Here is a 12,386-nt window from a genome sequence, read left to right as displayed (position 1 = left end):
CCCAGGCATTCGGCCCCGGGCAGCGCGCAACGAGAAGAAAGGGGATCCCTCTATGGCACTGGATGCAGACACCAAGAAGGCGATCATCGAAGAGTACGCGACCCACCCCGGTGACACCGGATCCCCCGAGGTCCAGATCGCGATCCTCACGAAGCGCATCAAGGACCTCACCGAGCACCTGAAGGAGCACAAGCACGACCACCACTCGCGTCGTGGCCTCCTCCTCCTCGTCGGTCAGCGTCGTCGTCTGCTCGGCTACCTCGCCGACGTCGACATCGCGCGCTACCGCTCGCTCATCGAGCGTCTCGGGCTGCGCCGCTAAGCGTCGTATCCGACGCGGCTCTCGAAGACACCGCGAACTTCTTGCGAAGGCCCCCGCCTCCAGAGGCGGGGGCCTTCGTCATGTCCGGATGTCTCGGAGTGGATGTCTCGGGGCGGCCGTACCCGCTCCCGTCGCCCCTTCACCGTGTCGGAGCTTTCGCGCGGCGCGCGGGGCTACTGCGGCGCGCCGCGCAGAATCTCCTACGCCGTGATCGCGGGCGGTGGAGAAGGAGCGGTGGTGAAGGAGAGTGTGGTGCGGGCGGGGTGGGCGGGTGGCCCTCCCGCGCGCGTCAGTCCGCCGCGCGCGCCCGGTAGGCGCGCACAGCCATGCGGTTGCCGCACCGCGTCGAGCAGAACCGCTTCGACCCGTTCTTCGAGAGGTCGACGAAGACGCCCGCGCAGTCGTCGGCTTCGCACGCGCGCAGGCGGTCGACCCGGTCGGCGCGCACGACGTCGACGAGGGCCATGGCGCCCTCGACGAGGATGCGCTCGGCGAGCGGGGCGTCGAAGCCGACGGCGTGGATGTGCCAGTCGAGGCCGTCGTGCCGCACGAGGCGCGGCACGGCTTGCGACTCTTCGAGGATCGCGTTGGCCTCGGCGGCGGTGCCGTCGCGGTCGAGGGCCCAGACGGCGCGGAGGCGGTCGCGCGCAGCGCGGACCTCGGCGAGTTCGGCGGCGTCGCCGTCGCGTCGGCCCGAGTACCCCCACGTGTCGAGGAGGCGCACGAGATCGGCTTGCGTGGCGAGTTCGTCGGCCCCCGATTCGGATGCCTCGGGCACGGTGTCGGCGAGGGCGACGACGAACCCCAGCGCCGACTCGGTGTCATGGGTGAAAAGCATTTGACTCCTGACATCCGCGAGGTCTAATGTCACGAGCATAACCGCGTACGCCCATGACCGGGCCGTGGCCGTCCACAGAAGGAGCGCGATGTCGCGAGGGGTGCTCGGAATCGTCCTCGGCCTCGCCGCGGGCCTCGCGTTCGGCGTCGGCGGCGTGTTCGTGAAGCCGCTCCTCGAAGCGGGCTGGTCGCCCGGCGCGGCCGTGCTCGCGCGCATCGTCGTCGGGGCGACGGCGCTCATCGTGCCCGGCCTCATCGCCCTCAAGTGGGATCTCCGGCCGCTCTGGCGCGCGAAGTGGACGGTACTCCTCTACGGTCTCGTCGCCGTCGCGGGCGTGCAGTTCGCGTTCTACGCCTCGCTCGAGCGCATCCCCGTCTCGACGGCGCTCCTGATCGAATACCTCGCACCCATCGCGCTCGTGCTCTTCGCGTGGATTCGCAGCCGCCGTCGCCCGCAGCTCATCGTCATCGCGGGATCGGCGCTCGCGCTCCTCGGCCTCGTGCTCGTCATCGGGCCGGGCGGCGGCGACCTCGACCCGCTCGGGCTCCTCTTCGCGTGGATCGCGATGCTCGGGGTGTGCGTGTACTACGCGATCGGCGAGCGGGCGGCAGAGCTCCTGCCTCCCGTCGCGCTCATCGCCGCGGGATTCGTCGTCGGCGCCGTCGCGCTCGCCCTCGCGGGCCTCGTCGGCGTGCTGCCGATGGAGGCGCGATTCGGGGGAGTGGACTTCCTCGGCGCGTCCGTGCCGTGGTTCGTGCCGCTCGTCGTCGTGGGCCTCGTCTCGACGGCGTTCGCGTATCTTGCGGGCCTCGCCGCGATCGGCATCCTCGGTGGAAAGCTCGCCGCGTTCCTCGGACTCTCCGAGGTCGTCTTCGCGGGCATCGCCGGGTGGGTGCTCCTCGGAGAGGCGCTCGGGCCGCTGCAGATCCTCGGCGGGCTGTTGATCCTCGGCGGCATCGTGTGCGTGAAGCTCGAGCGCGAGACATCCGTCGCCGAAGGCCACGACCCCGCCGTCGAGTTCGGCGCCGAGCCCGTGCCGGCCGTCGCCGCCCAGCCTTCGGGCGGCCCGGCCCGCTAGCGTTGGGAGCATGCCCGCCCCGCGTCGCAAGCCCCTCCTCGTCTGGGAGCCGCTCCCGTACCTCGTGATCGTCGTCCTGCTGCTCTGCACGGGATTCGTGCGCCCGAGTTCGCCGCCGTGGCTGCAGTGGCCGCTGTTCGTGCTCATCGGCGCGACGATCGTGTGGATCCTGTTCGGCATCTCGCGCGAGCGCCGCCGGTCGAATCCCGACCAGTGGGGTGCGCTCTTCACACTCGAAGGGCTCGAGGTCATCGACGCCGACCCCGTCGATCGCAGCGTGCGCACGGTCGTGCCCGTCGCCGACACCAACCGGCACCAGGCCGCGATCGAGATCGCGCGCGTGCACGGCGGGGCCGAGCTCCACGCCGTGCTCGTGCCGCGCGCAAGCCGGTGGATGTCTCGCCGCTACCGTATGGGCGTGCAACTCGTCGCCGAAGGAGACCGGCCGCGGCACGCGGGATACCTGCGCGACGACGCCGAAGCGCGCTGGGTCGACCTCCTCGACGGCCTGCGCCTGCACGGCTCGTTCGTGCGCGTGCCCGCGTTCGTCACGGGCGCGGCGCGGCCGTTCGGCGTCGAGCTCGACCTCAGCGGGCTCGAGCGGCTCGAGGATGCGAACAGCGCGGGCGCGGAGGCATCCGGAGACGCCTCGAACTGAGCCGAGCGCGTCGTTCGCGCGCGATCAGGCGCTCTGCTCGGAGACCTCGTCGTCTGCCGCGTCGTCCGCCTCTTGCGCGGCGAGCTGCGCGCGTACCTCGTCCATGTCGAGCGCGCGCACCTGTGAGATGAGGTCGTCGAGCACGGGCCGGGGGAGCGCGCCGGCCTGCGCGAAGACGCCCACGCCGTCTTTGAAGGCCATGATCGTCGGAATCGAGCGGATGTTCATCGCCGCCGCGAGCTGCTGCTGCGCCTCGGTGTCGACCTTCGCGAAGACGAGGTCTGGGTTCGCCTCGGCCGCCGCCTGGTAGTTGGGGGCGAACTGCAGACAGGGCCCGCACCACGCGGCCCAGAAATCCACGAAGACGGTGCCGCCCTCGAGGATGGTCTTCTCGAAGGTCTCCAGGGTCAGGTCGACGGTAGGCATTCCGCCAGACTACGCGTGGTTTCCGTGGCGGCGCCCGGTGTTCGCTGTGAGCCGCGGTCGACGCGGCTATCGTGAGATCGTGGGCGACCCCGAGGCAGGAGGCGGCGTGGACCGGTCGAACGAGCGAGCGGATGCCTCGGTGCCGGGCGTCTTCGCACCCCCGCCCGCCGATTGGCGCGAGCGCGCCGACGAGCTCGACGCGGCCCTCCCCGACTTCGATTGGCGGGCGCTGCCGCCGGGCGCGGAGCGCATCCGGTTCGATGCGCCGAGCGGGCCGCTCGCGGGCCTCGTGATGGGGCCGGTCGACGGAGAGCGGGTCGTGCTCGTGCCGGGCGCGACTGGTTCGAAGGAGGACTTCGTGCTCATGCTGCCGCTCCTCGCGGGCGCCGGCTATCGGGTGGAGTCGTTCGATCTCGCGGGGCAGTACGAGTCGTTCGAGGCAGGCCCCCGGCGACTCGATCCGCCGCGCGCGCGGTACGACGCATCCCTCTTCCTCGACGACCTCGTCTTCGTGCTCGAGTCGGGGCGAACGCCCGCGCACGTCCTCGGCTACAGCTTCGCGGGCACGCTCGCGCAGCAGGCGCTCGTCGCCCGGCCCGACCTCTTCGCGAGCCTCGCGCTGCTCTCGAGCCCGCCCGAGCCCGGCCAGGCGTTCCGCGGGGTCAAGCGCATCGGGCCGCTGTCGCAGTTCACGACGCCGCATCAGGGCGCGGGTCTCATGCTGTGGGGCATCCGGAACAACCTCAACAAAGTGCCGCCCGGCAGGCTCGCATTCGTGCGCGAACGGTTCGCCCTCACGCGCCGCGAGAGCGTCGACGACATCATCGCGTGCATGATGGCGACGCCCGACCTGCGAACCGAGGTCGAGGCGTCGCCCGTGCCGAAGCTCGTCGCCGTGGGGGCGCACGACCTCTGGCCGACCGAACTGCACGCGCGCTCGGCCGACGAGCTCGGCGCGCGGCTCGCCGTGTACGAGACCGGCCACAGTCCGTGCGAGGAGTCGCCGCACGCGCTCTCGCGCGACCTGCTCGCGCTGTACGCGGAGGCGTGAGCGGCGCCCACTGCGGCCCCGTCTCGCTCACTCGCTCGGCAGCAGGGCCCCGAGCCGCGCCTCGTCGACGACGAGCCTGATCTGCTCGACGACGAGGGCGGGGTCGTAGAGGTGGATGTCGTGGCCGCTGTCCGTCTCGGTGAGGTGCGGCGCGTCGAGCGCGTCGGCGAGCAGCGCGGATGCCTCGAGCCAGTCGTCGAACGTCACGGTCGGCACCGCCGCGACGTCTGGCGGCAAGAGGTCGGTGCGCCACGGCTTGTCGGCGGTGAGCACCACGGCGGGCACGTCGGGCAGCGGCGGTGCGGCGTCGATGCGCGCGAAGGCGTCGAGCACTTCGACGCCTTCGCGGAGTTGCGGCGAGGTCGTCGCGTTCGAGGCGTCCCAGTTCGCGAGCGCCGTCGCGTCGGCCACGTCGGCGATGAGGGGCGAGGCGGCGTCGTCCAGGACGAGGCCCGCGACGTCGTCGGGGTGGGTGCGGGCGTACAGCAGGGCGATGAGCCCGCCGTACGAATGCGGCACGAGCACGTACGGGCCTGGCTCGTCGAGGGCGGCGAGGAGCGCCGCGAGGTCGTCGACGTCGTCGTCGACGGTGTGCGGCTGCGGGCGCGGGGTCGTGGCGTCGCTTCCCGAGCGGATGTCGGGGCGGTCGTACGCGCACACGCGCGCGAAGCGCGCGACCTGCGGGAACACTGCGTCCTCGCTCGGGCCGAGCTCGCCGAGCCCCCAGGGCAGGTCGTCTCCGGACGAGTCGTGCGCCGGGTCGTCGGGGGCGAGCACGTCGTGCCAGTCCTCTGCGCCGTTGCCCTTGCCCGAGATGAGCACGACGGTCGGCGATCCTTCGCCCGCGCACGTCGCGAAGACGCTGCGGCCGTCGCCGAGGGCGACGAGCCCGTCGACGTCGGGTCGCGGCGTCGGGGTCGCGGTGAGCGCGGGGTCGGATGTCGCGAGCGGACCGGATGCCTCGCGCTGCGCGCCGCCCGACCCGGCACAGGCCGTCACGGCGACGGCACCGGCCCAGGCGAGCCCCGTGCACAGGAGGAGTGCGTTCCGGCGGGACATCCGGGGCCTCCTCGACTCGCTCCGATCCGACGTTCCGACGGTCAGACGGTCAGCGGCGAGTCGCCGTCGAGCTCGCCGTCGGCGCGAGCGCCGGCGCCCGCCGCAGCGGCGCCGGTGTCATCGCGCGCGGGCGCGAACGGCCGCCCGAGTCGTCGGTCGTCCATGCGGTCGAGCGGCGACCACGCGCGCCACTCGACGCCGAGCGTGTGGAACGCCATGCGCAGGCGCGTTCCGATCGCGGCCCAGCTCTCGAACGGCCGCGCCGAGACGCCCACGACGAGCCGCCGATCGTAGACGACGGTCATGCCGGGCTGGAGCCGCCAGGCGAGGTCGAAGTCGTCGTGCACGTCGGCGCGGTCGCGGAGCACGATGCCGCGGAGCTCCCGCCACGCGCTCGCGCGGAGCGCGTAGTTCGAGCCGAAGATCGGCGGGTGTCCGAGCATGAGGCCGATCGCGGTGAAGTAGCCGCCGATGTAGAGGTAGCGGGCGATCCAGCGCGTGACGGCGTTGCCGCCGTAGAAGCGGCCGGGGCCGGTCACGACCGTCGGGCGGTCCGCTTCGCCCATTCGCGACTCGAGCCGTGCGAGCCAGTCTGCGGGCGGCACCGAGTCGGCGTCGAGGCGCGCGAGCAGGTCGCCCGCTGCGGTGTCGAAGCCGGCGGAGGTCGCGGGCCAGATGCCGCGCATCGGCTCGGCGATCACCCGGGCGCCCGCGGCGAGCGCGACGGCGAGGGAGTCGTCGGTCGAGCCGTTGTCGACGACGAGGATCTCGTCGGCGGGCCGGGTCTGGGCGGCGAGGGCCGCGAGGCAGGCGCGCAGCATCTCCGCGTCGTCCAGACACGGGATGACGACCGAGATGCTGCCCATCACCCGGAGTCTAAACCCGTCGCGACACTGCGCCGGGCGCGGCGGCGCGGTTCGGAACGGGGTGGGCGGGCGCTTCGGGACGGATGGCACTCTGTGGGAATCCCCGCCCGATGAGAACGGTTCTCACGGGCGACCGACTCATTCCGAGGAAAGGAATCCCACGTGACATCCATCGCCCTCATCGGCCCCGGCCGACACGGCCTCGCGATCGCGAACCTCTTCGCCTCCCACGGCGTCGACGTCGTCCTGTACCACTACAAGCCCGAGAAGGCGCGTGCGGCCGCCGCCGTCGTGCGCGCGCACGCCGCGGACGGCGCCGAGGTGACCGTCGCCGACACGCTCGCCGACGCCGTGGCCGGGCAGGAGTTCGTCGTGCTCGCGACCCTGTGGAACGACGACCAGCGTGCCGTCGTCGGCGAACTCGGCGATGCGCTCGTCGGCAAGATCGTGCTCGACATCTCGAACCCCTTCGACCGCACGCCGCAGGGATTCGTGCTCGTCACGCCGCACGACGGCAGCACGGGCCGCTTCCTCGCGAAGCTCCTGCCCGCGGGCGCCGGGCACGTGAAGGTGTTCTCGTCGATCCCGAACCCCGCGATCTCCGGGGCGGCCGACCAGACGCCGCCGAGCGTGCTGCCCTTCCTCGCCGACTCGCAGGCGACGGCCGAGCGGGTGCGGCCGCTCCTCGAGCAGGTCGGGTGGCGGCCGTGGCTCGTGGGCGACATCTCCGACTCGCGCGAGCTCGAGGTCGGCGGACGCTTCCACGTCATGTCGGGGCGTCGCGGCCGCGCGGTGCTGACACCCGACGAGATGACCCGATACGCCGGCCCGGAGGGCCGACTCGCGGTGTGAGCCCCGAGGCATCCGGCCGCTCTGCTCCCGTGCGCTGACGCGCGCGGGCTCCCTGCCCCGTCCAGACCCGATCCGCCACTCGACCGCCCCCGGCCCGCGACTGCGCGCCGGGGGTGCGGCCGTCCCCGGGGTCGCGGATACTCGTCGGGAATACTTCTGAGGAGGCATCCGTTACGATGTATGCAAACGCATGAAAGAGCAGCTCAGGAGGCCGCCGTGCAGTTCGGAATCTTCACCGTCAGCGACATCACCACCGACCCCACGACCGGACGCACCCCGTCCGAGGCCGAGCGGATCCAGGCGACCGTCACGATCGCCAAGCACGCCGAGGAGGTCGGACTCGACGTCTTCGCCCTCGGCGAGCACCACAACCCGCCGTTCTGGTCGTCCTCGCCCACCACGACCCTCGCGTACATCGCGGGGCAGACGAGCACCCTGCAGCTCTCGACCGCGACGACCCTCATCACGACGAACGACCCCGTGAAGATCGCCGAAGACTACGCGATGCTCCAGCACGTGTCGGGCGGTCGTGCCGACCTCATGATCGGGCGCGGCAACACGGGCCCGGTCTACCCGTGGTTCGGCAAGGACATCCGCCAGGGCCTGCCGATCGCCGTCGAGGCGTACGAGCTGCTCCACCGCCTCTGGCGTGAGGACGTCGTGGACTGGGAGGGCAAGTTCCGCACTCCGCTCCAGGGCTTCACCGCGACGCCCCGCCCGCTCGACGGCGTGCCGCCGTTCGTGTGGCACGGCTCGATCCGCACGCCCGAGATCGCCGAGCAGGCCGCGTACTACGGCGACGGCTTCTTCGCGAACCACATCTTCTGGCCCGCGTCGCACACCCAGCGCATGATCGCCCTCTACCGCCAGCGCTTCGAGCACCACGGGCACGGCACCGCCGACCAGGCGATCGTCGGTCTCGGCGGCCAGGTGTTCATGCGCAAGAACTCCCAGGACGCGGTGCGCGACTTCCGCCCGTACTTCGACAACGCGCCCGTCTACGGCCACGGCCCGAGCATGGAGGACTTCACGTCCCAGACCCCGCTCACGGTCGGCAGCCCGCAGGAGGTCATCGACAAGACCCTCGGGTTCCGCGACTACGTCGGCGACTACCAGCGCCAGATGTTCCTCATGGACCACGCGGGCCTGCCGCTCAAGACCGTCCTCGAGCAGCTCGACCTGCTCGGCGAGGAGGTCGTGCCGGTGCTGCGGCGCGAGTTCGCGAAGAACCGCCCCGCGAACGTTCCGGATGCTCCCACCCACGCCTCGCTCGTCAAGGCGGCCTACGGCGACGGCGAGCCCCGCCAGGCGATCCCCGCCGCGAACCGCGGCGACAACCTCACCGCGGGCTCGCCCTACCAGGACGCGCACGCGACCGTCCGCACCGTCTCGACCGGCTCGGCCTTCGGCCCCGCCGCCACCCGGAAGGAAGCAGTCCGATGACGACCAAGCGTCTCGTCGCGATCTCGGCGGGGCTCAGCACCCCGTCGTCGACCCGCCAGCTCGCCGACCGGCTCCTCGCCGACGGCGTCGCGCTCCTCCGCGAGCAGGGCCACGACGTCGAGGTGGAGGTGTTCGAGCTGCGCGATCTCGCGCACGACATCACGAACCACCTCCTCCTCGGCTTCGCCCCGCCCAAGCTCGAGGCCGCGCTCGACTCGGTCGCGAAGGCCGACGGCCTCATCGCCGTCACGCCCATCTTCACGACGAGCTACGCAGGACTCTTCAAGTCGTTCATCGACGTCATCGACCCGCAGGCCCTCACCGACCTGCCGGTGCTCATCGGCGCGACGGGCGGCACCCCGCGGCACTCGCTCGCGATCGACTACGCGATCCGCCCGCTCTTCACCTACCTCCACGCCATCCCCGTCACGACGGGCGTGTTCGCGGCGACGAGCGACTGGGGCGGATCGGGCGACGGCGTGCGCTCGCTGCCCGAGCGGATCTTCCGCGGCGCGAAGGAGTTCGCCGAGCTCGTCGACCGCACCGACCGCTCCGACCTTGTGAACGACCCGTTCAACCTCGACCGGCCGATGGGCCACCTCATCGGCGGACTCGCGGGGGAGTGAGCACCGCGGAGTAGAGCGGCGGATGCCTCGGGGTCGGCCCCGAGGCATCCGCCGCTCTCTTCGGAAACGCGCAACGGTGGGTTCCGCCGATGCAGGTGGCGAGTACGTCACCTACATCGGCGGAACCCACCGTTGCGGTGCTCGATCGAGCGCGGGGGCGGCGACCCGTCACACCCGGCGGCGCCGGGAGTCGATGACCGCGACGAGCCGGTCGACGAGGAGCCCCAGCACGATCGCGACGGGCACCGACACGGCGACCGCGACGAGGGGCTGGTCGGCGAACGCCTGCCCGACGGTCGCGCCGACCGTCGTGTTGAAGGCCGCCCACAGCACTCCTGCGCCGATCGAGAGCGGCAGATAGCGCGCGAGCGGCACGCGGCCCGCACCCGCCGCGAGATTCACGGCGATGCGCGCGAACGGCACGTACCGGGCCGTGAACACGAGCACGGCCGTGCGCCGGTGCACCGTCGCGCGCGCCCGCTGGATCGCCGCGCCCGCGCGTCCCTCCCGCTGCCAGCGCCACCGGTCGAGGCCGATCCGACGGCCGATGAGGTAGCAGAGCGCGTCGCCCGTGATCGCGCCCGCCGCGGCAGCGGCGAGGGTGGCCCAGAGCGGCGGATGGCCCGTGGCCGCCCACAGCGCCCCGAGCGCCACGACCGCGGTCTCCCCGGGGAGCACGACGAGGAACGCGTCTCCCACGACGAGTGCGAAGAGCGCCGGCACGAGCCACGGCGAGGCCGCGAGCGCCGTCGCCGTCTGATCGTCCACGCCGTCATCTGTAGCCGGGGGAGATGAACGGCAGGCGACGAGCGGCCGTCCCGCCGCGACACCCGACCGGCCGCCGACCGGTTCGGGAACGGATGTCGAACCCTCGGTGAACCCTCGCCGAAACGGGCCGAATCGAGACATCCGGCCCTTCGCGACCCCTCACCCTGGAGACGTGAAGGTCGCACTGTTCGCAGAGTCCTTTCTCCCGCACATGAACGGAGTCACGCACTCCCTGCTGCGGGTGCTCGAGCATCTCGAGCGCCGCGGCGACGAGGCGCTCGTGATCGCCCCCAAGGCGGGTCACGTCGACCACGGCCTGCACGGCGCATCCGCGCGGTACCTCCGCTCGGTGCCGATGCCCGGCTACCCCGAGGTCCGCATGACGTTCGCGTCGGCCGCGCGCCTCACCTCGCTCATGCGCGACTTCGCACCCGACGTGGTGCACCTCGCGTCGCCGTTCATCCTCGGTTGGCAGGGCGTCGTCGCCGCCGAGGCGCTCGGCGTGCCGTCGGTCGCGATCTATCAGACGGATGTCCCGGCCTACGCCGACCGCTACGGCGTGCGCGGGGCCGCGCCCATGCTCGAGCGGCACCTCGCGCGTCTGCACACGCGGGCGACGCTCACGCTCGCACCCTCGACGTCGGCGATCGAGCGCCTCGAGTCGCTCGGCGTCTCGGGCGTGCAGCGCTGGGCGCGCGGCGTCGACACCGTGCAGTTCCGGCCCGACCGCCGCAGCGACCGGCGACGCCGCGAACTCGCGCCCGGCGGCGAGGCGATCGTCGGGTACGTGGGCCGGCTCGCGCCGGAGAAGCAGGTCGCCGACCTCGCCGCGATCGCGGATCTTCCGGGCGTGCGGCTCGTCGTCGTCGGCGACGGCCCCGACCGCGCCGACCTCGAGCGGGTGCTGCCGGGCGCGGTCTTCACGGGGTTCCTCGGCGGCACCGCGCTCGCCGAGACGATGGCCGCGTTCGACGTGTTCGTGCACCCCGGCGAGAGTGAGACCTTCTGCCAGACCGTGCAGGAGGCCCTCGCGAGCGGCGTGCCGGTCGTCGCCACCGGACGAGGCGGCCCGCTCGATCTCGTCGAATCGAGCCGGACGGGCTGGCTCTACCGCCCGGGCGACCTCGGCGACCTGCGCGACCGCGTCGCCGACCTCGTGGGCGACGACGCCAAGCGGCACGCGTTCGCGCGCGCGGCGCGCGCCTCGGTCGAAGGCCGCGGATGGGATCGGCTCGGCGACGAGCTCGTCGCGCACTACGAGCACGTGATCGCACTGAAGCAGCGCTCGCCTGCCGTCACCCCGCTCGCCGAGCGACTTCGTGCAGACGCGTCGCGCGAGACATCCGCACCCCGTCCCGCCTGGCGGCGCTACGTCGCCGTCGGGGACTCGATCACCGAGGGGCTGTGCGACGACTCCCGGATGGCCGACGGCGACTACCGCGGCTGGGCCGACCGCCTCGCGATGCTCCTCGCGCACGGCAGCGCGTCAGGTCAGGGCATCCGCTATGCGAACCTCGCCGTGCGCAGCCGCCGCATCGACGACGTCGTCGACGACCAATTGCCGACCGCCGTCGCCCTGGGTGCCGACCTCGTGAGCGTCCTCGCCGGCGGCAACGACCTCGTCAAGCGCGGCGCGGACCCCGTCGCCCTCGCGCACCGGCTCGCGCGTGCGGTCGGCGTACTCCGCTCGGCGGACATCGACGTGCTCGTCGTGTCGGCGTTCATGCCGCAGGCGCCCCGGCTCGCGTGGCTGCGCGCCCGGTTCGAGACGTTCAACGCCGAGCTCGCGCCCCTCGTGCGCGCGCACGGCGCGAGATGGCTGGATGTCTCGGACGACGCATCGCTCACGGGTGCGCGGCACTGGGCCGAGGACCGCGTGCACTTGAATTCCGCCGGGCACCGACTCCTCGCCTATGCGGCCGCACGGGAACTCGGCGTGCCGGGCGCGCTCGAACTCGGCGTCCTCGACGGGCTCCTCCACGAGGACGTCGACGACGACCGCGAGACCCGCCTCGCGACGGGGCGTGGATCACCCGCCACGCCGTGCCGTGGATCGCGCGGCGCCTCCGCGGCCGCACCGCGGGCGACGGCCGCGTCGCCAAGCACGCGGCGCTCGTGACCATCGCCCCCGGCGGGCTGACCGGGATCAATCGTCGAGCACGAACGTGACCTCGAGCGTCACCTGCCAGTGCGAGATCTCGCCGTCGGTGATGTCGAGGGTCTGCTCCTTGACCCACGCGCCGCTCACGTTGCGGAGAGTCTCGTGGGCTCGGGCGATGCCGAGCTTGATGGCGTCGTCGAAGCTCTCCTCCGACCGGGCGGTGATGGTGGTGATGCGTGCGACGGTCATGTCGTTCCCCCTTGGACGAGCTGGATCGGAGCCGGATGTCCCCGGCACC

General features: G+C 72.4%; 14 protein-coding genes. 8 read left to right on the top strand and 6 right to left on the bottom strand.

The window, feature by feature from the left end; genetic code table 11:
* Positions 1–52: 52 nt before the first annotated feature.
* Positions 53–322, top strand: a complete 270-nt coding sequence (gene rpsO / locus ET445_RS14545) for a 30S ribosomal protein S15 (protein ID WP_129191911.1) — start codon at positions 53–55, stop codon at positions 320–322.
* Between the two features lie 289 nt (positions 323–611).
* Here rpsO and ET445_RS14540 read toward each other — a convergent pair whose 3' ends face one another.
* Entirely contained in the window at positions 612–1,160 is a 549-nt protein-coding gene (locus tag ET445_RS14540) for a CGNR zinc finger domain-containing protein (protein ID WP_129191910.1), read from the bottom strand.
* An 88-nt stretch (positions 1,161–1,248) separates the two neighbouring features.
* Here ET445_RS14540 and ET445_RS14535 point away from each other — a divergent pair, with 88 nt between their 5' ends.
* Positions 1,249–2,238: an EamA family transporter gene (locus tag ET445_RS14535; protein WP_129191909.1), complete on the top strand. Its 990-nt coding sequence runs from the start codon at positions 1,249–1,251 to the stop codon at positions 2,236–2,238.
* Positions 2,239–2,248: 10 nt separating this feature from the next.
* Positions 2,249–2,896 (top strand): hypothetical protein, encoded by a 648-nt coding sequence (locus tag ET445_RS14530; protein WP_129191908.1) that lies wholly within the window; start codon positions 2,249–2,251, stop codon positions 2,894–2,896.
* Between the two features lie 24 nt (positions 2,897–2,920).
* Here the strand turns inward: ET445_RS14530 and ET445_RS14525 are convergent, their stop codons facing one another.
* Complete coding sequence (locus tag ET445_RS14525; RefSeq protein ID WP_129191907.1) at positions 2,921–3,322, bottom strand: thioredoxin family protein; 402 nt, start codon at positions 3,320–3,322, stop codon at positions 2,921–2,923.
* A 79-nt stretch (positions 3,323–3,401) separates the two neighbouring features.
* On the opposite strand from ET445_RS14525, the gene ET445_RS14520 reads away from it, so the two are divergent.
* Positions 3,402–4,373: an alpha/beta fold hydrolase gene (locus ET445_RS14520; protein WP_341769715.1), complete on the top strand. Its 972-nt coding sequence runs from the start codon at positions 3,402–3,404 to the stop codon at positions 4,371–4,373.
* A gap of 27 nt (positions 4,374–4,400) precedes the next feature.
* On the opposite strand, the gene ET445_RS14515 is transcribed toward ET445_RS14520, so the two are convergent.
* On the bottom strand, positions 4,401–5,432 hold the full coding sequence (locus ET445_RS14515; RefSeq protein WP_129191905.1) for an alpha/beta fold hydrolase: 1,032 nt from the start codon (positions 5,430–5,432) through the stop codon (positions 4,401–4,403).
* A gap of 41 nt (positions 5,433–5,473) precedes the next feature.
* A complete protein-coding gene (locus ET445_RS14510) occupies positions 5,474–6,298 on the bottom strand; it encodes a glycosyltransferase family 2 protein (RefSeq protein WP_129191904.1) in 825 nt (274 codons plus the stop codon).
* A 162-nt stretch (positions 6,299–6,460) separates the two neighbouring features.
* On the opposite strand from ET445_RS14510, the gene ET445_RS14505 reads away from it, so the two are divergent.
* From ET445_RS14505 to ET445_RS14495, 3 genes are all read left to right on the top strand, one after another.
* The gene (locus ET445_RS14505) at positions 6,461–7,150 is read left to right on the top strand and encodes an NADPH-dependent F420 reductase (protein ID WP_129191903.1); all 690 of its coding nucleotides are present in this window, start codon (positions 6,461–6,463) and stop codon (positions 7,148–7,150) included.
* Positions 7,151–7,330: 180 nt separating this feature from the next.
* On the top strand, positions 7,331–8,593 hold the full coding sequence (locus tag ET445_RS14500; protein ID WP_129191902.1) for an LLM class flavin-dependent oxidoreductase: 1,263 nt from the start codon (positions 7,331–7,333) through the stop codon (positions 8,591–8,593).
* Positions 8,590–9,219, top strand: a complete 630-nt coding sequence (locus ET445_RS14495; protein ID WP_129191901.1) for an FMN reductase — start codon at positions 8,590–8,592, stop codon at positions 9,217–9,219. Before ET445_RS14500 ends, ET445_RS14495 begins: the two co-directional genes overlap by 4 nt.
* 168 nt (positions 9,220–9,387) lie before the next feature.
* Here the strand turns inward: ET445_RS14495 and ET445_RS14490 are convergent, their stop codons facing one another.
* The gene (locus ET445_RS14490) at positions 9,388–9,987 is read right to left on the bottom strand and encodes a DedA family protein (protein WP_243695219.1); all 600 of its coding nucleotides are present in this window, start codon (positions 9,985–9,987) and stop codon (positions 9,388–9,390) included.
* Between the two features lie 172 nt (positions 9,988–10,159).
* On the opposite strand from ET445_RS14490, the gene ET445_RS18310 reads away from it, so the two are divergent.
* Positions 10,160–12,106, top strand: coding sequence for a glycosyltransferase (locus ET445_RS18310; protein ID WP_208008425.1), 1,947 nt, complete (start codon positions 10,160–10,162; stop codon positions 12,104–12,106).
* Positions 12,107–12,133: 27 nt separating this feature from the next.
* Here ET445_RS18310 and ET445_RS14480 read toward each other — a convergent pair whose 3' ends face one another.
* A complete protein-coding gene (locus ET445_RS14480; RefSeq protein WP_129191899.1) occupies positions 12,134–12,337 on the bottom strand; it encodes a dodecin family protein in 204 nt (67 codons plus the stop codon).
* Between the last annotated feature and the right edge of the window lie 49 nt (positions 12,338–12,386).

The organism is Agromyces protaetiae, from assembly GCF_004135405.1.
Taxonomy (GTDB): domain Bacteria; phylum Actinomycetota; class Actinomycetes; order Actinomycetales; family Microbacteriaceae; genus Agromyces; species Agromyces protaetiae.
Note: the sequence above shows the minus strand (reverse complement) of the source record. Positions and strands in the feature narration are given on the sequence as shown.

Coding starts and splice junctions, on each gene's coding strand:
- rpsO (WP_129191911.1), top strand. CDS start 53: ATGGCACTGGATGCAGACACCAAGAAGGCGATCATCGAAGAGTACGCG.
- ET445_RS14540 (WP_129191910.1), bottom strand. CDS start 1,160: ATGCTTTTCACCCATGACACCGAGTCGGCGCTGGGGTTCGTCGTCGCC.
- ET445_RS14535 (WP_129191909.1), top strand. CDS start 1,249: ATGTCGCGAGGGGTGCTCGGAATCGTCCTCGGCCTCGCCGCGGGCCTC.
- ET445_RS14530 (WP_129191908.1), top strand. CDS start 2,249: ATGCCCGCCCCGCGTCGCAAGCCCCTCCTCGTCTGGGAGCCGCTCCCG.
- ET445_RS14525 (WP_129191907.1), bottom strand. CDS start 3,322: ATGCCTACCGTCGACCTGACCCTGGAGACCTTCGAGAAGACCATCCTC.
- ET445_RS14515 (WP_129191905.1), bottom strand. CDS start 5,432: ATGTCCCGCCGGAACGCACTCCTCCTGTGCACGGGGCTCGCCTGGGCC.
- ET445_RS14510 (WP_129191904.1), bottom strand. CDS start 6,298: ATGGGCAGCATCTCGGTCGTCATCCCGTGTCTGGACGACGCGGAGATG.
- ET445_RS14500 (WP_129191902.1), top strand. CDS start 7,331: ATGCAAACGCATGAAAGAGCAGCTCAGGAGGCCGCCGTGCAGTTCGGA.
- ET445_RS14495 (WP_129191901.1), top strand. CDS start 8,590: ATGACGACCAAGCGTCTCGTCGCGATCTCGGCGGGGCTCAGCACCCCG.
- ET445_RS14480 (WP_129191899.1), bottom strand. CDS start 12,337: ATGACCGTCGCACGCATCACCACCATCACCGCCCGGTCGGAGGAGAGC.